Annotated in this window: 1 protein-coding gene; it reads left to right on the top strand. The window is 75.2% G+C overall.

Going from position 1 to position 24030, the window contains the following annotated elements:
• Positions 1-96 precede the first annotated feature (96 nt).
• Positions 97-24030 carry a non-ribosomal peptide synthase/polyketide synthase gene (locus tag ACFY4B_RS22165; RefSeq protein WP_387970096.1) on the top strand — a complete coding sequence of 7978 codons (23934 nt, stop codon included), beginning with the start codon at positions 97-99 and terminating at the stop codon, positions 24028-24030.

Below are 24030 nucleotides of genomic sequence, written 5' to 3' on the forward strand. Positions count from 1 at the left end.
CACCCACCAGGCCGCTCCGCCCGCCGACAGCGTGACGCCACCGCAGTCGGCGCGTCCTGCGCGCCTGCCCGCCCACACTCTTCCGGAGGTCTTCCCATGTCCCGTCGCGACGGCGACGTCCTTCCCCTGACCGGGGCCCAGCGCGAGATCTGGCTCGCCGAACAACGCTCCCGCACACCGATCCCCGGCTACCGCGTCGGCGAGTGCCTGGAGATCCACGGGCCGGTCGACGCCGGGCTGTTCGAGACGGCGCTGCGCCGGGTGGTCGACGAGGTCGACGCCCTGCACGTGACCTTCGTCGACGACGGCGAGGGCCCGCGCCAGGTCCTCCGCGAGACCTGGGACTGGGCACCGGCCCACCTGGACCTCAGCGGGGAGCCCGAACCCCGTGCGGCGGCCCTGGAGTGGATGGAGCGGGACCTGCTGCGCCCGCTGGACCTCGCGCGCGACCCGCTGTTCGGCCACGCGCTGGTCAGGCTGTCGCCGACCGAGTACCTCTGGTACCTGAACTACCACCACGTGGTGCTGGACGCGATCAGCAGCTCGATGGTCCGCGGGCGGGTCGGCGAGGTGTACTCGGCGCTGGCCGACGGCGGCCCGGTGCCGCCGTCCCCGTTCGGCCCGCTGCGGGACCTGGTCGACAGCGACGCCGCCTACCGCGCGTCGGCGGACTTCACCGCCGACCGCGACTACTGGACGGAACGATTCGCCGACCGGCCGGAACCGACCCGGCTGACCCGCACGGCCCCGACCGACCCGGACCGCGCGCTGCGGCTGGCCGAGGAGCGGGAACTGCGGCGCCCGGACGCGCTGCGCGCCGCGGCGGCGAGGACCGGCGTCCGCTGGTCCCGCCTGGTGGTCGCGGCGGCGGCGCTCTACGCGCACCGGCTGACCGGAACGCGGGACGTGGTGCTCGCCCTCCCCGTCACGGCCCGGCGGTCCGCCGACCGCGACCTGACGGCGGTGCCCGGCACGATGTCCAACGTGGTGCCCCTGCGGCTGACCGTACGACCGGACATGCCGTGGGGCGACCTCGTCGCCCAGGCGGCGCGGGAGGTCGAGGCGGCCGTCGCGCACGAGCGGTACCGCAGCGAGGACCTGCTGCGGGACCTCGGGGCCCCCGGCAGCATCGGGACGGCGTTCCCGCTGTTCGTCAACATCATGGCCTTCAACTCCCGGCCGACCTTCGCCGGGCACCCCGCCTCCGTGCACCACTTCGTGTCGGGGTCGACCAGCGACCTGGCCGTCTGGCTGTTCGACTACCGGGACGGCAACCCGCCGCTGCTCAGGCTGCACGGCTCGCCCGAGGCGTACGGAGACGAGGACCTCGCCGCCCACCAGCAGCGGCTGATCGCCCTGCTCGACGCCGTCGCGGACTGCGACCCGGACGAGCCGCTGGCCCGGATCGACCTGCTCACCGCCGAGGAGCACCGCGAGGTGGCGGCCCTCGGCACCGGGCCGATGGCGGAACTCCCGGCCGAGACCCTGCCGGAGCTGTTCCGCAAGCGCGCGCGGGCGACGCCGGACGCCGTCGCACTGGTGGGGCCGGAAGCGTCGCTGACGTACGGGGAGCTGGACGCGCGGGCGAACCGGCTGGCGCACGCCCTGATCGCCCGGGGCGCCGGGCCGGAGCGGTTAGTGGCGGTGGCGCTGCCGAGGTCGGCCGAACTGGTCGTGGCGATCCTCGCGGTGCTGAAGACCGGGGCGGCCTACGTCCCGGTCGATCCCGAGTACCCGGCCGCCCGGATCGCCCACCTGCTCGACGACGCCCGCCCGGTCCTGGTCGTGACCGACACCCTCAGCGCGGGGCGGCTGCCGGGGGAGGGCTCCGTCGACCGGCTGGTCCTCGACGACCCGGCGACGGCCGACCTGGTGAACGGCCAGTCGTCGGCCGACCCGATGGCGGCCGTCGACCCGGGCCACCCGGCGTACGTTATCCACACCTCCGGCTCCACCGGTCGGCCCAAGGGCGTGGCGCCGACCCACGGCGGCCTGCTCAACCTGCTCACCGACCTCCGGCAGGTCCACCTCCCGCCGGTGACGGGCGACCGGCCGCGGCGGCGGGTGGCCCTGACGACGTCGGTGTCGTTCGACGCCTCGTGGAACCAGCTGCTCGCCCTGTTCGCGGGCCACGAGCTGCACGTCCTGGACCACGAGACCTGGACCGACCCCGACGCCTTCGTCGGCTACGCGGCGCGCCACGGGCTGGACTACGTCGAAGCCACCCCGTCCTACCTCCAGGTCCTGGTCGCCCACGGGCTCCTGGCCGACGGGAACCGGCGCCCGGCGCTGGTCGCGGCCGGTGGCGAGGCCGTCCCGGAGCGGCTGTGGGCGGAACTGCGGGCGGCGGACGGGGTGTCCTGCCTCAACCTCTACGGACCGTCCGAGTGCACCGTCAACCCGGTGGTCGCCTCCGTGGGGTCGAGCCCGCTCCCGGTCATCGGCCGGCCCGCCACCAACGTCCGGCTCCACGTGCTCGACGGCGCCCTGCGGCCGCTGCCGGCCGGCACGCCCGGCGAGCTGTACATCGCCGGGCCCGGCCTGGCCCGCGGCTACCTGAACCGGCCGGGCCTCACCGCCGGGCGGTTCGTCGCCGATCCGTACGGTCCGGCCGGCTCGCGCATGTACCGCACCGGCGACCTGGTGCGCTGGAACGCCGAGGGGCAGCTGGAGTTCCTCGGGCGCACCGACGACCAGGTCAAGGTCCGCGGCTTCCGGGTGGAGCTCGGCGAGGTCGAGGCCGTCCTCGCCGAGCACCCGCTGGTCGCCGGGGCCGCCGCCGTGGTGCGCACCGAGGACGAGCCCCGGCTGGTCGCCTACGCCGTCGCCGAGCCCGGCGCCACGGTCACCGACACCGCCCTGCGCGAACACCTCCGGGAGCGGCTGCCCAAGCACATGGTGCCCTCGGCCTTCGTGCTGCTGGACGCCCTGCCCCTGACGCCGAACGGGAAGCTCGACCGGCGGGCTCTCCCCGCGCCCGACCGGCAGCCCGCCGACCGGGGCCGCGCACCGCGCACCGCGACCGAGCAGCTGCTCGCCGGGCTGTTCGCCGAGGTGCTCGGCGTACCGGAGGCCGGCGCCGACGACGACTTCTTCGACCTCGGCGGGCACTCCCTGCTGGCCACCCGGCTGGTCGCCCGGGCCCGGTCGGTGCTGGGCGTGGAGCTGGGGCTGCGCGACCTGTTCGACGCGCCGACGGTGGCGGGACTGGCCGCGGCGGTGGACGTCGCGGGCCGGGCCCGCCCGGCGCTGGGGCGGCGCGAGCGGCCCGCGGCCGTCCCGCTGTCCTTCGCGCAACGCCGGCTGTGGTTCCTGCACCGCATGGAGGGCCCGAGCGCCACGTACAACATCCCGCTGGCGCTGCGGCTCGGCGGAACCCTCGACCAGCGGGCCCTGGACGCCGCCCTGGCGGACCTGGTCGAGCGGCACGAGAGCCTGCGCACCGTCTTCCCGGTGGTCGACGGCGTGCCGTGCCAGCGGGTCCTGGAGGCCGACGAGGCCCGGCCGCGGCTGCGGGTGACCGAGGCCGGCGGGCGCGAGCTGCCGGACCTGCTGGGAGAGGCGGCGCGGTACGGCTTCGAGCTCGCGGAGGAGCCGCCGCTGCGCGCCGAGCTCTTCCGGCTCGGCGCCGAGGAGCACGTGCTGTTGCTGGTGGTGCACCACATCGCCGGTGACGGCTGGTCGGCGGGGCCGCTCCTGCGGGACCTGCGGACCGCCTACGCGGCCCGTACCGGGGGCGCGAAGCCGCAGTGGTCGCCGCTGCCCGTCCAGTACGCCGACTACGCCCTCTGGCAGCGGGAGCTGCTCGGTGACGGCGCCGACCCGGACAGCCTGCTGAGCGGCCAGCTCGCCTACTGGCGGGAGCGGTTGGCGGACCTGCCCGAGCAGGTGGAGCTGCCCTTCGACCGGCCCCGCCCGGCGGTGATGTCCTACCGGGGCGCCCACCTGCCGGTGCGGATCGACGCCGAGCTGCACCAGGGCCTGCGCGACCTCGCCCGCGACGGCGGCGCCAGCCTGTTCATGGTGCTCCAGGCCGGGCTGGCCGCCCTGCTGGGCAAGCTCGGCGCCGGCACCGACGTCCCGATCGGCACCCCGATCGCCGGCCGTACCGACGAGGCCCTGGACGACCTGGTCGGCTTCTTCGTCAACACCCTGGTGCTGCGCACCGACCTGTCCGGCGACCCGTCCTTCACCGAGCTGCTGGGCCGGGTGCGCTCCGACGCGCTGGCCGCGTACGCCCACCAGGACGTGCCGTTCGAGCACCTGGTGGAGGCGCTGAACCCGACCCGGACCCTGGCGCACCACCCGCTGTTCCAGACCATGCTCGCCCTGCAGAACGCGCCGCTCGACACCGTCGACCTGCCCGGACTGCGGGTGACGACCGACCTGGTGCACACCGGGACGGCCAAATGCGACCTGACCTTCATCCTGGCCGAGCAGCCCGAGGGCCTCTCGGGCGTCCTGGAGTACAGCACCGACCTGTTCGACGAGGCCACCGCGGCGGGCATCGTCGACCGGTGGCTGCGGCTGCTGCGCGCCGTCGTCGCCGACCCGGGCCGACGGATCGGCCGGGTGGACGTGCTGTCCGCCGACGAGCTCCGCGCGCTGCTCCCGGCCCGTACCGAGGAGGACGCGCCGGAAGGCAGTCTGACCGCGCTCTTCGAGCGGCAGGTCCGGACCGACCCGGCCGCCGTCGCCCTCACGGACGGTGAAGCAACCTTCTCCTACGGCGAGTTGAACGCCCGAGCCAACCGGCTCGCGCACGCGCTCATCGAGCGGGGCGTGGGCCCGGAGCAACTGGTGGCCCTAGCCCTGCCGCGCTCGGCGGAGCTGGTCGTGGCCGTCCTCGCGGTGCTCAAGGCCGGCGGCGCCTACGTGCCGGTGGACCCGACGTATCCGGCGGGCCGGATCTCCTACCTGCTCCAGGACACCCGGCCCGCGCTGCTCGTCACCACGAGCGCCGTCGGCGAGCTGCCGGGGGCGGACCACCTGGACCGGCTGCTGCTGGACTCCGCCGACCTGGACGGGCGGCCGGACACCGACCCGGGGGTCGCCGTCGACCCCGGCCACGCCGCCTACGTCATCCACACCTCCGGCTCCACCGGCAACCCCAAGGGCGTCGTGGTCCCGCACCGCAACGTGGTGCGCCTGTTCCGGACGACGGAGGAGCTGTTCGGCTTCACCGCCGACGACGTCTGGACGCTCTTCCACTCCTACGCCTTCGACTTCTCCGTCTGGGAGCTGTGGGGCCCGTTGCTGCACGGCGGCAGGCTGGTGGTCGTGGACCACGAGACCAGCCGCTCGCCCGGCCGCTTCCTGGAACTCCTCGCCCGCGAGCGGGTGACGGTGCTCAACCAGACGCCGTCCGCCTTCTACCAGCTGATGCAGGCGGACGCCGATCAGCCGCGTGAACTCGCCCTGCGCACCGTCGTGTTCGGCGGCGAGGCGCTGGAGCATGCCCGGCTCGCGAGCTGGTACGACCGGCACCCGGAGGACGCGCCGCGGCTGGTCAACATGTACGGCATCACCGAGACCACCGTGCACGTCACGTACGCTGCGCTCGACCGGTCCGGCACCGGCGCCGGCGGGATCGGCGCGGCCCTCCCGGACCTGCGGACGTACGTGCTCGACGACGGCCTGCGGCCGGTGGCCCCGGGCGTGCCCGGCGAGCTGTACGTCGCGGGCCCCGGCCTGGCGCGCGGCTACCTGAACCGGACCGGCCTCACCGCCGGACGGTTCGTCGCGGACCCGTTCGGACCGGCCGGATCGCGGATGTACCGCAGCGGTGACGTGGTGCGCCGGGCCGCCGACGGCGGCCTGAGCTATGTCGGCCGGGCCGACCAGCAGGTGAAGGTGCGCGGCTTCCGGATCGAGCTCGGCGAGATCGAGGCGGCGCTGGCCGCGCACCCCGGCGTCGGCCAGGTCGCCGTCCTCGCCCGGCAGGACCGCGCCGACGACACCCGGCTGGTCGCCTACCTGGTCCCGGCACCGGGCGCCGAACCGCGCCCGGCCGAGTTGCGCGAGCACCTCTCCGAGCGGCTGCCGGAGCACATGGTGCCCTCGGCGTTCGTCGAGCTGGACGCGCTGCCGCTGACCGCCAACGGCAAGCTGGACCACCGGGCCCTGCCCGCCCCCGACCTCGCCCCGGCGTCGGCCGGCCGCGCCCCGCGCACCCCGCAGGAGCAGGTGCTCTGCGAGCTGTTCGCCGAGGTCCTGGGCGTGGCGTCGGCCGGCGTCGAGGACGGCTTCTTCGACCTCGGCGGGCACTCCCTGCTCGCCACCCGCCTGGCCGCCCGGATCCGCGCGACGCTCGGCGTGGAGATGCCGCTGCGCACCCTGTTCGAGGCGCCGACCCCGGCCGGCCTGGCCGCCGCCCTGGTGGCGGCCGGACCGGCGCAGACCGCCCTGGTGCGGCGCGAGCGCCCCGAGGCGGTCCCGCTGTCCTTCGCGCAGCGGCGGCTCTGGTTCCTGCACCAGCTGGAGGGCGCCGGCGCGAACTACCACATCGCCCTGGCCTGGCGCCTGTCCGGGGAGCTGGACCGGCGGGCGCTGGAGGCCGCCCTGGCGGACGTGGTCGGACGGCACGAGAGCCTGCGGACCGTCTTCCCGGCCGTCGACGGCGTCCCGCACCAGCGGGTGCTGGACGTCGTGGCGGCCCGCCCGCGGCTGCTCGTGAGCCGGACCACGGAGGCCGGGCTGTCCACCCTGATGGCGGCGGCGAAGGACCGGCCGTTCGACCTGGCGGCCGACGCGCCGCTGCGGGTCGAGCTGTTCGAACTGGCGCCGGACGAGCACGTGTTCCAGCTGGTGCTCCACCACATCGCGGGTGACGGCTGGTCGCTGGGCCCGCTCACGCAGGACCTGACCGCCGCCTACGCGGCGCGCTGCCGCGGCGGGGCACCGCGGTGGGACGGCCTGCCGGTCCAGTACGCCGACTACACTCTGTGGCAGCACGAGCTGCTCGGCGACTCCACCGACCCGGACAGCCCGTTCGCCCGCCAGGCGGCCTACTGGACACGGCAGTTGGCCGGCCTCCCGGAGCGGATCCAGCTGCCCGCCGACCGGCCCCGCCCGGCGGCCGCCTCGCACCGGGGCGGCTTCGTGCACGCCGGACTGGACGCCGAACTGCACCGTGCGCTGCGCGCGCTCGCCCGCGAGCACGGCACCAGTCTCTTCATGGTCCTCCAGGCCGGCCTGGCGGCGCTGCTGAGCAAGCTCGGCGCGGGCGACGACATCCCGGTCGGCAGCCCGGTCGCCGGCCGGACCGACCAGGCGCTGGACGAGCTGGTCGGCTACTTCGTCAACACCCTGGTCTTCCGCACCGACACCTCGGGCGATCCGACCTTCGCCGAACTGCTGGACCGGGTCCGGGACACCTCGCTGGCCGGGTACGCCCACCAGGACCTGCCGTTCGAGCACCTGGTCGAAGCCCTCAACCCGGTGCGCTCGCTGGCGCACCACCCGCTGTTCCAGGTCATGCTGGTGCTGCAGAACGCGCCCCGGGCCGACTTCGCGCCGCCCGGGCTGCACGTCGACGACATGCCGTTGACGACGACCACCGCCAAGCTCGACCTGATCTTCACCCTGTCCGAGCGGCAGGCGCAGGACGGTTCCCCGGAGGGGATCGACGGGCTCGTCGAGTACGCCGGCGACCTCTACGACCCGGCGACCGTCGAGACCATGTTCGGGCGCCTGGAGCGACTGCTCCGCGCCGTGGTCGCCGACCCGCGGCGGCGGCTCAGCCGGTACGGCCTGCTCTCCGCCGAGGAGCACGGCGACCTGGCGGCCCTGGGCACCGGACCGGAGGTGGAGCTTCCGGCCGCGAGCGTGCCGGAGCTGTTCCGGGCGCAGGTGCGGGCGACGCCGGACCAGGTGGCGCTGGTGAGCGGGGACGTCTCGCTGACGTACGCGGAGCTGGACGCGCGGGCGAACCGGCTGGCGCACGCCCTGATCGCCCGGGGCGCGGGGCCGGAGCGGCTGGTGGCGGTCGCCCTGCCGAGGTCGGCCGAACTGGTCGTGGCGATCCTCGCCGTGCTGCGGACCGGGGCGGCCTACGTCCCGGTCGATCCCGAGTACCCGGCCGCGCGGATAGGGCACATGCTGGACGACGCCGGCCCGGTCCTGGTGGTGACCGACGGCCGGACCCGGGACGGGCTGCCGGAGGCCGGTCCGGCCGGGTGGCTGGTGCTCGACGACCCGGCCACGGCCGCCCTGGTGGCCGACTGCCCGGCGACGGACCCGCTGGTCGCCATCGACCCGGGGCACCCGGCCTACGTGATCTACACCTCCGGTTCCACCGGCAGGCCCAAGGGCGTGCTGTCGACCCACGGCGGCCTGCTCAACCTCTTCGTCAGCCAGCGTCCGCTGCTGTTCCCCCGGGGGACGAAGGAGCGGCTGCGCATCGGGCTGACCACCTCGGTGTCGTTCGACGCCTCCTGCGACCAGCTGTCCAGCCTGTACGCGGGCCACGAACTGCACGTCCTGGACGAGGCGACCTGGTCCGACCCGGACGCCTTCGTCGACTACGTCAGGCGCGCCGGGCTGGACTACGTCAACGCCACCCCGTCCTACCTGCACGAGCTCGTCGCCCGGGGACTCCTGGACGACCCGGAGCGCCGTCCCTCGGTGGTCTCGATGGGCGGGGAGGCCGTTCCGGACCGACTGTGGGAGCGGCTGCGGGCCGTCGAGGGCGTGTCCTGCCTGAACTACTACGGGCCGTCCGAATGCACGGTGGACGCCGTCGTCGCACCGCTGGGATCGAGTCCGCGCCCGGTGATCGGCCGGCCGCTCGGGGGCCTCCGGCTGTACGTCCTCGACAGCACGCTGCGCCCGGTGCCCGCGGGCGTGGCGGGCGAGCTGTACCTCGCCGGGGCGGGCCTGGCCCGCGGCTACCTGAACCGGCCGGGCCTCACCGCCGGCCGCTTCGTGGCGGACCCGTTCGGTCCGAGCGGCACGCGCATGTACCGCACCGGCGACCTGGTCCGCTGGGGCGCCGACCGGAACCTGGAGTTCCTCGGCCGGACCGACGACCAGGTCAAGGTGCGCGGCTTCCGGATCGAACTCGGCGAGGTCGAGGCGGCGTTGGCGGAACACCCGCAGGTCGCCCAGGTCGCCGTGACGGTCCGGGAGGACCGGGCCGGGGACGCGCGACTGGTCGCCTACCCGGTGGCCGTCACCGGGGCGGAACTCCGGCCGGAGGAGCTGCGGGCGCACCTGCGCGAGCGACTGCCGGAGTACATGGTCCCGACCGCCTTCGTGCCCCTGGGGAGCCTGCCGCTGACCGCCACCGGCAAGCTGGACCGGCGCGCGCTGCCCGCACCCGTCCACACCGCGCCGACGACCGGCCGCGCACCGCGCACCCCGCAGGAGCAGGTCCTCGCCGAGCTGTTCGCCGAGGTGCTGGGCGTGGCCGAGGTCGGGGCCGACGACGACTTCTTCGACCTCGGCGGGCACTCCCTGCTCGCCACCCGGCTGGTCGCCCGGGCGCGGGCCGCCCTCGGGGTGGAACTGGAGCTGCGCGCCCTCTTCGAGACGCCGACGGTGGCCGGGCTGGCCGCCGGCCTCGGCGGGGCCGGCCGGGCCCGGCGCGCCCTGGAACGGGCGGAGCGGCCCGCGCTGGTGCCGCTGTCGTCCGCCCAGCGGAGGCTGTGGTTCCTGCGCCAGCTGGAGGGCGCCGACTCCGTCTACAACATGCCGCTCGCGTGGCGGCTCTCGGGACCGCTGGACCTGGCGGCGCTGGAGGCGGCGCTGGGCGACGTCAGCGACCGGCACGAGACCCTGCGCACCGTCTTCCCGGCCGTGGACGGGGTTCCGCACCAGCAGGTGCTGCCCGCCGGAGCGGCACGCCCGACGCTGTCGGTCACCCCGGTCGACGAACCGGCCCTGCCGGAACGGCTGGCGGCGGCAGCGGCGCGCGGATTCGACCTCGCGGCCGAACCGCCGCTGCGCGCCGAGGTGTTCGAGCTCCCGGCGGAGGAGCACGTGCTGCTCCTGGTGATCCACCACATCGCCGGTGACGGCTGGTCGCTGGGCCCGCTGGCGGCCGACCTGGCCACCGCGTACGCGGCCCGCCGCCGGGGCGAGGAGCCGCGGTGGGCGCCGCTGCCCGTGCAGTACGCCGACTACACCCTGTGGCAGAACCGGCTGCTCGGCGACGCGGCGGACCCGGACAGCCTGTTCGCCCGCCAGGCGGACTACTGGACGCGGACACTGGCCGGCCTGCCGGAGCAGCTCCGGCTCCCCGCCGACCGCCACCGCCCCGCGACCCCCTCCTACGCCGGCGGCCACCTCGACGTCGAACTGGACGCCGAACTGCACGCCGGACTGGTCCGGTTGGGCCGGGAGCACGGCGCCAGCGTCTACATGGTGCTGCAGGCCGCCCTGGCCTCGCTGCTGGACAAGCTCGGCGCGGGCACCGACATCCCGGTCGGCAGCCTGATCGCCGGCCGGACCGACCAGGCGCTGGACGACCTCGTCGGCTTCTTCGTCAACACCCTGGTGCTGCGCACCGACACCGGCGGCGACCCGACCTTCGCCGAGCTGCTCGGCCGGGTCCGGGAGGGCGCGCTCGGCTCGTACGCCCACCAGGACCTGCCGTTCGAGCACGTCGTCGAGGCCCTCAACCCGGCCCGGTCGCTCGCCCGGCAGCCGCTGTTCCAGGTGCTGCTCGCGCTGCAGAACGTGCCCCGTACCGAGTTCGCGCTGGACGGTCTGGACTCCGAGATCCTCCTGGTGCGCACGCCCACCGCGATGTTCGACCTCGGGTTCCACCTGCTGGAGCACGGCGGCACCGGCGGGCCGGCCGAGGGCATCGCCGGGCGGGTCGAGTACAGCACCGACCTGTTCGATCACGCCACGGTGGAGACGCTGCTCGCCCGGTGGCTGCGGCTGCTGGCGGCGGTGGTCGCCCAGCCGGACCGGCCGCTGAGCCGGATCGACGTCCTCACCGCCGAGGAGCGGCACGAGCTGCTGGTCGTGCGTAACGACACCGCCCGCCCGGTGCCCGTCGAGAGCCTGCCCGCGCTGTTCGAGGCGCGGGTCCGGGCGACCCCGGAGGCCCCGGCCGTGGTGTTCGAGTCCACCGTGCTGACCTACGGCGAGCTGAACGCCCGGGCCAACCGGCTGGCGCACGCGCTGATCGCGCGGGGCGTCGGGCCGGAGCAGACCGTCGCCCTGCGGCTGCCGCGCTCGGCCGAGCTGGTGGTCGCCGTCCTCGCGGTCCTCAAGACGGGCGCGGCGTACCTGCCGGTCGACCCGGACTACCCGGCCGCCCGCATCGCGTACATGCTGGAGGACGCCCGGCCGACCGTCGTGCTCGACGACCCCGCGGCCGTCACACCGGACGGGGACCACCCGGAGACCGACCCCGTCGTCACCGTGGACGCACGGCACCCGGCCTACGTCATCTACACCTCGGGCTCCACCGGCCGGCCCAAGGCCGTGGTGATGCCCGCCGCCGGGCTGCTGAACCTGCTGGAGTGGCACCACGAGGCCGTCGGCGGCGAACCCGGCACGCGCACCGCGCAGTTCACCGCGATCAGCTTCGACGTCTCGGTGCAGGAGGTGCTCTCCGCGCTGCTGTACGGCAAGACCCTGGTGGTGCCGACGGAGGAGCAGCGCCGCAGCGCCGAGCTGTTCGCCCACTGGCTGGACCGGCACGAGGTCGAGGAGCTGTTCGCGCCCAACCTGGTGGTCGAGGCGCTCGCCGAGGCCGCCGAGGAGGCCGGGCTGGAGCTGCCGCACCTGCGGCTGGTCGCCCAGGCCGGTGAGGCGATGCGCCTGAGCGGTGCGCTGCGCCGCTTCCAGTCCCGTCGGCCCGGCCGGGTGCTGCACAACCACTACGGCCCCGCCGAGACCCATGTGATCACCGCTTACCCGCTGCCGGCCGACCCGTCGGACTGCCCGCTGCCGGTGCCGATCGGCCGTCCGGTCGCCAACTGCCGCGTCTATGTGCTGGATTCGGCCCTGCGCCCGGTCGCCCCCGGGGTGCTGGGCGAGCTCTACCTGGCCGGGGCGGGCCTGGCCCGCGGCTACCTGAACCGGCCCGGGCTCACCGCCGGACGCTTCGTCGCCGATCCGTACGGTCCGGCGGGCAGCCGGATGTACCGCACCGGCGACCTGGTGCGCTGGCGGGCCGACGGGGAGCTGGAGTTCGCCGGCCGGGTCGACCACCAGGTGAAGGTGCGCGGCTTCCGGGTCGAACCGGGCGAGATCGAGGCCGAGCTGACCGCCCACCCGGGCGTCGCCCAGGTCGCGGTGCTCGCCCGCGAGGACCGGATCGTCGCGTACGTCGTCCCGTCGGCCGGGAGCGGGGCGACCGCGGCGGCGCTGACGGCGTACCTGCGCGGCCGGGTGCCGGACTACCTGGTGCCCTCCGCGTTCATGCTGCTCGACGCGCTGCCGCTGACGCCGAACGGAAAGCTGGACCGGGCGGCGCTGCCCGCGCCCGAGGCCACCGCCAGGGAGACGGGCCGGGCGCCGCGCACGCCGCAGGAGCAGATCCTGTGCGAGCTGTTCGCCGAGGTGCTGGGCCTGGCCCGGGTCGGGGTCGACGAGGACTTCTTCGCGCTGGGCGGGCACTCCCTGCTCGCCACCCGGCTGGTATCCCGGGTCCGGGCGACCCTCGGGGTCGAGCTGGAGCTGCGCAGCCTGTTCCGGACCCCGACACCCGCCGGGCTGGCCGCCGGGCTGCACGACGCCGGCACCGCACGGCAGGCGCTGGTGCCCAGGCCGCGCCGGGAGGAACCGCTGCCGCTCTCCTTCGCCCAGCGCCGGCTCTGGTTCCTCCAGCAGTTCGGGGCGCCCAGCGCCACGTACCACATGCCGCTGGCCCTGCGGCTGTCCGGCCGCCTCGACCGGGCCGCGCTGAGCGTCGCGCTCGCCGACGTGGTGGCCCGGCACGAGACCCTGCGCACGGTGTTCCCGCAGACCGCCGGAATCCCGTTCCAGCGCGTGCTGGACAGCACCGAGGCCGCCGTCCCGCTGACCGTCCGAGCGGCCGGCGAGGCGGAGGTGCCCGCGCTGCTGCGCGAGGCCGCGGTGCGCGGCTTCGACCTGACCTCGGAAGTGCCGCTGCGGGCCGAGCTGTTCGCGGTCGCGCCGGACGAGCACGTGCTGCTGCTGGTGATGCACCACATCGTCGGGGACGGCTGGTCCATGGGCCCGCTGGCCCGCGACCTGGCCACCGCCTACACCACCCGCCAGGGCGGCGGGGCGCCGGCCTGGCCGCCGCTGCCGGTCACGTACGGCGACTACACCCTGTGGCAGCACGAGATCCTCGGCGACGAACACGACGCCGACAGCCTGTTCGCACGCCAGGTCGCCTACTGGAAGGAGGCGCTGGCCGGGCTGCCCGAGCAGCTCCCGCTGCCCGCGGACCGGCCGCGCCCGGCCGCCATGTCGTACGGCGGCGACCTGCTGGACGTCCGGCTCGACGCCGAACTGCACGCGGCACTGGTGGAGTTGGCGCGACGCTCGGGCGCGACCCTGTTCATGGTGCTGCAGGCCGCGCTGGCGGCGCTGTACACCCGGCTCGGCGCGGGCACGGACATCCCGATCGGCTCGCCGATCGCGGGCCGGACCGACGAGGCGCTCGACGAGCTGGTCGGGTTCTTCATCAACACCCTGGTGCTGCGCACCGACACCAGCGGCGACCCGAGCTTCACCGAATTGCTCGGGCGGGTCCGGGAGACGGCGCTGTCGGCGTACGCGCACCAGGACGTGCCGTTCGAGCACCTGGTGGAGGCGCTGAACCCGTCCCGCTCGCTCTCCCACCACCCGCTGTACCAGACCGGGCTGGTCGTGCAGAACGCGCCGGGCGGCGACTTCGAACTGCCGGGCGTCCGGGTCTCCGGGGTGAACGTCCTCACCGGGACCGCGCGGCTCGACCTGACCTTCGGGTTCGCGGAGGAGCACGGGCCCGACGGTGCGCCGGCCGGGCTCAGCGGCGCGGTGGAGTACAGCACCGACCTGTTCGACCGCTCGACGGTCGAGGCCCTGGTCGCCCGCTGGACCAGGCTGCTGGCCGCGGTGGCCGCCGCGCCCGAGCAGCCGATCGGCTCGGTCGACCTGCTGTCGGCCGAGGAGCGGCACGAGCTGCTGCCCGCCGTCGACGGCGGGGCGGCCGGGGCGAGCCTGCCGGAGCTGTTCGCGGCACGGGTGGCGGCAGAGCCGGACGCGGTCGCGCTGGTCTGCGGCGAGGCCGAGCTGACGTACCGGGAGCTGAACGCCCGGGCGAACCGGTTCGCTCACGCGCTGATCGCGCGGGGGGTGGGCCCGGAGCAGCTGGTGGCGGTGGCGCTGCCGCGCTCGGTGGAGTCGGTGGTGGCGGTCCTCGGCGTGCTGAAGGCCGGAGCGGCGTACCTGCCGGTGGATCCGGCGTACCCGCGGGCGCGGATCGACTTCATGCTGGCGGACGCCCGGCCGGTGCTGGTGGTCGACGACCCCGCCATGGTGGTCGGGGGCGACGGGCCGGAGAGCGACCCGGAGGTCGCTCTCGACGTCCGGCACCCGGCGTACGTGATCTACACCTCGGGCTCGACCGGCCGCCCCAAGGGCGTCGTGGTCAGCCACGGTGGCGTGTCGGGACTCGCGGCGGCGCAGGTCGAGCGCCTCGGCGTCGGGCCGGGCAGCCGGGTGCTGCAGTTCGCCTCGCCCAGCTTCGACGCCTCGTTCTGGGACGTCTGCAGCGCCCTGCTCAGCGGCGCCGCCCTCGTCCTGGCCTCGGCTGACGCGCCGCTGGAGTCGCTGACGGACCGCCGGCTCGGCGTCACCCATGTGACCCTGCCGCCCTCGGCCCTGGCGGCCGTGGACGGCGCCGAGGTCACGGCCGGCACCCTGGTGGTGGCGGGGGAGGCGTGCCCGCCGGAGCTGGTGGCGCGCTGGGCGCCGGGCCGTCGGATGATCAACGCGTACGGCCCGACCGAGACCACGGTCTGCGCGACGATGAGCGATCCGCTGGCGCCGGGAGCGGGTGCGCCGCCGATCGGCCGTGCGGTCGCGGGCTTCCGGGTCTACGTGCTGGACGACCGGCTGCGCCTGGTGCCGCCGGGTGTGCAGGGGGAGTTGTACGTCGCCGGTCCGGGTCTGGCCCGGGGTTACCTGGACCGGCCGGGCCTGACGGCCGGGCGCTTCGTGGCCTGCCCGTTCGAGCCGGGGGAGCGGATGTACCGCACCGGAGACCTGGTGCTTCGGCGCGCCGACGGCGAGCTGGAGTACGTCGGCCGGGCGGACGACCAGGTGAAGGTGCGCGGCTTCCGGATCGAACTCGGCGAGATCGAGGCGGCCCTGGCCGGGCACCCCGTCGTCGCGCAGTCGGCGGTCCTGGCCCGGGACGAGCGCCTCGTCGGCTACGTGGTTCCGAGGCCCGGCGTTTCCGCCCGTCCGGCGGAGCTGGCGGCGCACCTGCGCGAGCGCCTGCCGGACTACCTGGTCCCGTCCGCGTTCGTGCTGCTGGAGGCGCTGCCGCTGACGCCGAACGGGAAGCTGGACCGGGCGGCGCTGCCCGCGCCCGAGTCCGTGCCCACGGCGGCGGGCCGGGCGCCGCGCACCCCGCAGGAGCAGATCCTCTGCGAGCTGTTCGCCGAGGTGCTGGGCCGGGCCCAGGTCGGGGTCGACGAGGACTTCTTCGACCTCGGCGGGCACTCCCTGCTCGCCACCCGGCTGGCCGCCAGGGTGCGCTCGGTGCTCGGCGTGGAGCTGGGGCTGCGCACGCTGTTCCAGACGTCCACGGTGGCGGGCCTGGCCGGGGCGCTGGCCGAGGCAGGCAGCGCCCGCCCGACGCTGGCCGTACGGGAGCGGCCGCAGGCTGTACCGCTGTCCTTCGCCCAGCGCCGGCTCTGGTTCCTGCACCGCATGGACGGCGCGGCCGCGACGTACCACATCCCGCTGGCCCTCCAGCTGACCGGGACGCTCGACCGGGCGGCGCTGGACGAGGCGCTGGCCGACGTGGCGGCCCGGCACGAGAGCCTGCGGACGGTGTTCCCGGAGGTGGCCGGCGTCCCGTGCCAGCGGGTCCTGGACCCGGCCGAGGCCCGGCCCCGGGCCGGGCTGACCGAGGTCCCGCAGGACGAACTGCACGGCCGGCTCGCCGAGTTCGCCCGGCGGCCCTTCGACCTGGCGGCGGAGCCGCCGCTGCGGGCGGAGCTGTTCGCGGTCGCGCCGGACAAGCACGTGCTGCTGCTGGTGATGCACCACATCGCCGGTGACGGCTGGTCCACCGGCCCGCTGGCCCGCGACCTCGCCGAGGCGTACGCCGCCCGGAGCACGGGCCGCGCGCCCGGTTGGTCGGACCTGCCGGTGCAGTACGCCGACTACACGCTCTGGCAGCGCGACCTGCTCGGCGACGCCGCCGACCCGCAGAGCCGGTTCGCCGAGCAGCTCGACTACTGGAAGCGCCAGCTGTCCGACCTGCCGGAGCTGCTCCAACTGCCCGCCGACCGGCCGCGGCCGGCCGTCGCCGGCTGGCACGGGGACCACGTCGGCCTGGAGCTGAGCCCCGAACTGCACGCCGCGCTGACCGAGTTGGCGCGGACCACCGGGACCAGTCTGTTCATGGTGCTGCAGGCGGCGCTCGCGGCGCTGTACACCCGGCTGGGCGCGGGCACGGACATCCCGATCGGTTCGCCGATCGCGGGGCGGACCGACGAGGCACTGGACGAGTTGGTCGGGTTCTTCGTGAACACCCTGGTGCTGCGGACGGACACGAGCGGCGATCCGAGCTTCACCGAACTGCTCGAGCGGGTGCGGGAGGCGGCGCTGTCGGCGTACGCCCACCAGGACGTGCCCTTCGAGCACCTGGTGGAGGTGCTGAACCCGTCCCGGTCGCTGTCGCACCACCCGCTGTTCCAGACCATCCTGGCCGTGCAGAACGCCCCGATGGGCCGGTTCTCGCTGCCGGGCCTGGAGGTGGCCACCTACGCGGTGGCCACCGGAACGGCCAAGTTCGACCTCGGGGTGAGCCTCGTCGAGCAGTTCGGTCCGGACGGGAGCCCGGCCGGGATCGTCGGCGCGGCGGAGTACGCCACCGACCTGTTCGACCGCTCGACGGTCGAGGCCCTGGTACGGCGCTGGACGCTCCTGCTGGAGGCCGTCACCGCCGACCCGGGCCGGTCGATCGGCGCGGTCGACCTCCTCGACGGCGAGGAGCGGCACCGGCTGCTGGAGCGGGGCAACGCGACCGCCCGCGAGGTGGCCGCTGTTCCGGTGCCGGAGGCCTTCGCGGCGCAGGTGGCGGCGACGCCGGACGCGGTCGCCCTCGTCCGGGGCGACGTCGAGTTGACGTACCGTCAATTGAACGCCCGGGCCAATCGGTTCGCTCACGCGCTGATCTCCCAGGGGGTGGGCCCGGAGCAGCTGGTGGCGGTGGCGCTGCCGCGCTCGGTGGAGTCGGTGGTGGCGGTCCTCGGTGTGCTGAAGGCCGGAGCGGCGTACCTGCCGGTGGACCCGGCGTACCCGCGGGCGCGGATCGACTTCATGCTGGCGGACGCCCGTCCGGCGCTGCTGGTCGACGACCCCGCCGTGGTGGCCGGGGGCGACGGGCCGGAGACCGACCCGGAGGTCGCCCTCGACGTCCGGAATCCGGCGTACGTGATCTACACCTCGGGCTCGACCGGCCGCCCCAAGGGCGTCGTGGTCCCCCACGGTGGTGTCGCGAGCCTGGTCGCGGCCCAGATCGAGCGGTTCGCGATCGAACCCGGCAGCAGGGTGCTGCAGTTCGCCTCGCCGAGCTTCGACGCGTCGGTGTCGGAGATCTACACCGCCCTGCTGCGCGGCGCGGCCCTGGTGCTGCCCCCGGCGGGGGACCCGGTCGCCGCGCTGGCCGACCCGGGCCTCGCGGTCACCCATGTGACCGTGCCCCCATCCGTCCTGGCGGCCGTGCCGGAGGGTTCGGTGAGCGTGTCGACCCTGGTCGTGGCGGGGGAGGCCTGCCCTCCGGAACTGGTGGCGCGCTGGGCGCCGGGCCGGCGGATGATCAACGCGTACGGCCCGACCGAGACCACGGTCTGCGCGACGATGAGCGACCCGCTGTCCCCGGGGTCGGGCGTGCCGCCGATCGGTCGGCCGATCGCCAACGCGCGGGTGTACGTGCTGGACGACCGGCTGCGGCCGGTGCCGCCCGGCGTGCCCGGTGAGCTCTACGTCGCGGGTGCGGGCCTGGCGCGCGGCTACCTGGACCGCCCGGGGCTGACGGCGGGCCGGTTCGTGGCCTGCCCGTTCGAGCCGGGCGCCCGGATGTACCGCACCGGCGACCTGGTCCGCTGGCTCGGTGACGAGCAGCTGGAATACGTCGGCCGCGCCGACGAGCAGGTGAAGGTGCGCGGCTTCCGGGTCGAGCCCGGCGAGGTCGAGACGGCGCTGGCCGAGCACCCCGCCGTCGCCCGGGCCGCCGTCCTCGCCCAGGACGACCGGCTCATCGGCTACGTCGTCCCCCGCCAGGAGGAGGCCCGCGACAGCGCCCTGGAAGCGGACCACGTGGGCGAGTGGCAGGACATCTACGACGCCCTGCCGATCGTTCCCGAGGACGCCGGTTTCGGCCAGAACTTCGTGGGCTGGAACAGCAGTTACGACGCCAGCCCGATCCCCGTCGAGCAGATGCGGGAGTGGCGGGACGCCACGGTGGCCCGCATCCTGGCCCTGCGCCCCCGCCGGGTGCTGGAGGTCGGCGTCGGCACCGGTCTGCTCCTGTCGCAGGTCGCACCGCACTGCGAGACGTACTTCGCGACCGACTTCTCCGCCACCGCGATCGACGCGCTGGCCGCCCAGGTGGCCGACCAGAAGGAGCTGGCCGGCCGGGTCGTCCTGCAGACCCGCCCGGCGCACGACACCGACGGGCTCCCGGCCGGGGAGTTCGACACCATCGTGATCAACTCGGTGGTGCAGTACTTCCCGTCCGCCGACTACCTCGCCGACGTGATCGGGAAGCTGATGGGGCTGCTCGCCCCCGGCGGCGCGCTCTTCGTCGGCGACGTCCGCAACCTGCGGCTGCTCCGTCCGCTGGCCACCGCCGTCCAGCTCCACCGGGTCGGCGAAGGTGCGGACCTCACGTCGGTGCGTCGCACGGTGGAGCAGGCCCTGCGGGTGGAGAAGGAGCTGCTGGTCGACCCGGACTTCTTCACCGCCCTGCGGGAGCACGGTACGGACATCGGCACGGCGGTCGTCGAGGTCAAGCGCGGCCGCCACCACAACGAGCTGACCCGCTACCGCTACGACGTGACGCTGCACAAACCGCCGGTCACCCCGGCGGCCCCGGAGCGGTCCCTCGAACTGGCCTGGGGCCGGCAGGTCAGCGGACCGGCCGAACTGCGCGAGCTGCTCGCCCAGTCGCCCCTCGGAGCGCTGCGGATCACCGGGGTGCCGAACCGCCGGGTGGCGCGGGAGGCCGCACTGGCCCGGGCGGTGCAGGACGGCGACGGCTCGCTCGCCGAGCTGCTGGAACGCCTGCATGCCCCGGAGGACGCCGACCTGCCCGATCCGGAGGACTTCCATGCCCTCGGCTCGGAGTTCGGCCGCTCGACGGCCGTCACCTGGTCGGCCACCGCGGCGGACGCCGTGGACGTCGTCTTCACCGACCCCCGGGCGCTCCACGGCTCCCCGGTCGAGGCGTACCGGCCGGCCCGGGCCACGGGTGCGCAGCTGTCCTCGCTGACCAACCGCCCGACCGGCAACCGGGGCACCAGCGCCCTCCTGGGCGAACTCCGCGACTGGCTGCGGGACCGGCTGCCCGACTACCTGGTCCCCTCGGCGTTCGTGGCGCTGGAGGCGCTGCCCCTGACGGCCAACGGCAAGCTCGACCGCCGTGCTCTGCCCGCCCCCGACCTCGGCCCGGTCGCGGTCGGACGGGCGCCGCGCACCCCGCAGGAGCAGCTCCTCGCCGAGCTGTTCGCCGAGGTGCTGGGCCTGCCCGCGGTCGGCGTCGACGACGGCTTCTTCGACCTGGGCGGGCACTCCCTGCTGGCGACCCGCCTGGCCTCCCGGGTCCGGGCGACCCTCGGCGCGGAGCTGGAGGTCCGGACGCTGTTCGAGACGCCCACCGTGGCCGGGCTCGCCGCCCGCCTGGACGGCTCCGGAGCGGCTCGGCCCGCACTGACCGCCCAGGCCCGCCCCGACCGGGTGCCGCTCTCCTTCGCCCAGCGCCGTCTCTGGTTCCTGCACCGGATGGACGGGCCGAGCGCCACCTACAACATGCCGCTCGCGCTGAGCCTGACCGGCGAGCTGGACCGCCCGGCCCTGCACGCCGCGCTCGCGGACGTGGTCGCCCGGCACGAGAGCCTGCGGACGGTGTTCCGCGAGACGGACGGCGTGCCGTACCAGGTCGTGCTGAGTGCCGAGCAGGCGCGCCCCGCACTGCCGGTGATGGAGATCGACGAGAGCGCCCTGGCCGGGCGCCTGGCGGACACGGCCGGGTGCGGCTTCGACCTGGCCGCGGAGCCGCCGGTCCGGGCGGAGCTGTACGCCCTCGCCCCCGACCGGCACGCCCTGCTGGTCGTGGTGCACCACATCGCCGCCGACGGCTGGTCGATGGGCCCGCTCTCCGGTGACCTCGCCGCGGCCTACGCGGCCCGCTGCCGCGGCGAGGCCCCGCGGTGGTCCCCACTGCCGGTGCAGTACGCCGACTACAGCGCCTGGCAGCGCGACCTGCTCGGCGACGCCGCCGACCCGGACAGCCTGTTCGCCCGGCAACTGGCCTACTGGAAGGAGGAGCTGGCCGGCGTCCCGCAGCAACTTCAGCTGCCCGCCGACCGGCCGCGGCCGCCGGTGGCCTCCCAGCGCGGCGAAGGGGTCGCGGTCCGGCTCGACGCCGAACTGCACCAGGCCCTGCGGGACCTGGCCGCCGCGCGCGGCGCCAGCATGTTCATGGTGCTCCAGGCCGGACTCGCGGCCCTGCTCACCCGGCTCGGCGCCGGCACCGACATCCCGGTCGGCAGCCCGATCGCCGGCCGGACCGACCAGGCGCTGGACGAGCTGGTCGGGTTCTTCGTCAACACCCTGGTGCTGCGCACCGACACCGGCGGCGACCCGTCCTTCGCCGAACTGCTCGGCCGGGTCCGGCAGAAGGCGCTCGGCGCGTACGACCACCAGGACGTGCCGTTCGAGTACCTGGTCGAGGTGGTCAACCCCGCGCGGTCGCTGGCCCACCACCCGCTGTTCCAGATCATGCTGGCCCTGCAGAACGCGCCGGTCGGCGAGTTCGCGCTGCCGGGGCTGGAGACCGGCCACCTGGCGGCGCCGACCGGCACCTCCCGGGTCGACCTGACCTTCAGCCTGGCCGAGCGGTTCCGCGAGGACGGCGCCCCCGACGGCCTGGTCGGCGCGGTGGAGTACGCCACCGACCTGTTCGACGCGCCCACCGTGGAGCTGCTGTTCGAGCGTCTGGCCCGGCTGCTGCGCGCGGCGGTCGCCGACCCGGACCGGCCGATCAGCCGGATCGACATCATGCCCGCCGAGGAGCGCCGCCGACTGCTCGCCGGGTCCACCGGTGTCGCGGCCGAGCTGCCCCGGGCCGCGGTGCCGGAGCTGTTCGCCCGCCAGGTGCGGGCCACCCCGGAGGCGGTCGCGGTCGTCGCGGGCGGCACCGAGCTGACCTACGCGCAGCTCGACCAGCGGGCCGCCCGCCTGGCGCGGGCGCTGATCCGCCAGGGCGTACGGCGGGAGACGCCGGTCGCGGTCATGCTGGACCGCTCGGCGGAGCTGGTCGTGGCGATCCTGGCGATCATCAAGGCCGGCGGCGCCTACGTGCCGCTCGACCCGCGCTTCCCCTCCTCCCGGGTCGATCTGATCCTGCGGGAGAGCGGGGCCGCCCTGGTGCTCACCCGGGAGGTGCTCACCGCACTGGAGCGGTCCGCGGCCGCCGATCCGTCCGACGTCGAAGTCCCCTGTGTGCCAGAGCAGTTGGCGTACATCATGTACACCTCCGGCTCGACCGGCCGGCCGAAGGGCGTGGCCGTCACCCACCGCGACGTGGTGGGCCTCGCGCTCACCCCCGAGTGGCGGGGCGGCGGACACGCGCGGGTGCTGATGCACTCCCCGACGGCCTTCGACCTCTCCACCTACGAGCTGTGGGTGCCGCTGCTCAACGGCGGCCGGGTCGTGGTGGCGCCGCCGGAGCAGCTCGACCTCGACCTGCTCCAGCACACCATCACCGCGCACGGGGTGACCGGACTGTGGCTCACGGCCGGACTGTTCCGCCTGGTCGCCGAGGAGCGCCCGGGCCTGCTCGCCGGGGTCCGCGAGGTGTGGACCGGCGGCGACGTGGTCTCCCCGGCCGCCGTCGCCCGGGTGCGGGAGGCCTGCCCCGGCATCGAGGTGGTCAACGGCTACGGGCCCACCGAGGCCACCACCCTGGCCACCCGGCACCCGGTGGACGACCTCCCCGAACACGCCGCGACCGTGCCGATCGGCCGGCCGATGGCGAACATGCGCGCCTACGTGCTCGACGAGCGGCTGCGCCCGGCGCCGACCGGCATGGTCGGCGAGCTGTACCTCGCGGGGACGGGCGTGGCCCGCGGCTACCTCGGACGGGCCGGCCTGACGGCGGAGCGCTTCACCGCCGACCCGTACGGGCCGTCCGGCAGCCGGATGTACCGCACCGGCGACCTCGCGTCCTGGCGGACCGACGGCACGCTGGACTTCGCCGGACGCGCCGACCACCAGGTCAAGCTGCGCGGTCTGCGGATCGAGCCCGGCGAGATCGAGGCCGTCCTGGCGGGCTGCCCGGGCGTCGCCCAGGCGGCCGTCGTCGCCCGGGAGGACCGGCCGGGGGACAAGCGGCTGGTCGCCTACCTGGTGCCCGCCCCGGAGGGGGCGCCCGAGGCGGGCGAGCTGTCCGGCCGGCTGCGCCGCGACCTGCCCGACTACATGGTGCCGGCGGCGTTCGTCACCGTGGACGCGCTGCCACTGACCGCCAACGGCAAGCTCGACCGGGCCGCCCTGCCCGCCCCCGAGTACGGGTCCTCGACCGCCGGGCGCGGCCCCCGGACGCCGCAGGAGCAGCTGCTGTGCGGCCTCGTCGCCGAGGTGCTCGGCCGGGAGCAGGTGGGCATCGACGACAACTTCTTCGACCTGGGCGGGCACTCGCTGCTGGCCGCCCGGCTGGCCTCCCGGGTCCGCGAGACCCTCGGCCTGGAGTTGGGCCTGCGGATGCTGTTCGAGGCGCCGACCGTGGCCGGTCTCACCGAGCGCCTGCTCATGGACGACCCCGAGGACGCGTTGGACGTGGTGCTGCCGCTGCGCTCGACCGGGACCGGGACGCCGCTGTTCTGCGTCCACCCCGGCGGCGGCATCAGCTGGTCGTACAGCGGACTGCTGAACCACCTCGGCCCGCAGCACCCGGTCTACGCCATCCAGGCGCGCGGCCTCGGCCGGCCCGAACCCCTGCCGACGTCCTACGAGGAGATGGCGGCGGACTACGCCGACCAGATCCAGAAGATCCAGCCGGAGGGCCCGTACCTGCTGCTCGGCTGGTCCGCCGGCGGGCTGATCGCCCACGCGGTCGCCTGCGAGCTGCAGTCGCGCGGCGAACGGACCGCACTGCTGGCGATCCTCGACGCCTACCCGGTGAAGGAGGTGCGGTTCGAGGTGGCTCCGGTGCCCACCGTGCGGGACGTGCTCGTCGGCGTGCTCGACGTCGACCCGGACGAGCTGGGCGACCGGGAGATCACCTACGCCGAGGTCGCCGAGGTGCTGAACCGGCGGGGCAGCGCGCTGGCCGGCCTGACCGAGCGGCAGGTCGAGGTGATCGTCGAGATCATGATCAACAACTCGAAGCTGGCGGTCGACTTCGTCCCCGGCGGCTTCGACGGGGACCTGCTGCTGTTCAACTCCACGATCGACCGCGCCGAGGACAACGCCGGGCCCGAGACCTGGCGCCCCTACGTCACCGGCCGGATCGAGTCCCACGAGATCACCACCCGGCACGACCGGATGACCCAGGCCGGCTCGCTGGCCCAGATCGGACCGGTCCTGGCCGCCAGGATCACCGAGGCCGTCGGCGACACCGACGGCACCACCACCCTTTCCCACCAGGAGGACTGA

This window comes from Kitasatospora sp. NPDC001261 (assembly GCF_042896795.1).
Classification (GTDB): Bacteria; Actinomycetota; Actinomycetes; order Streptomycetales; family Streptomycetaceae; genus Kitasatospora.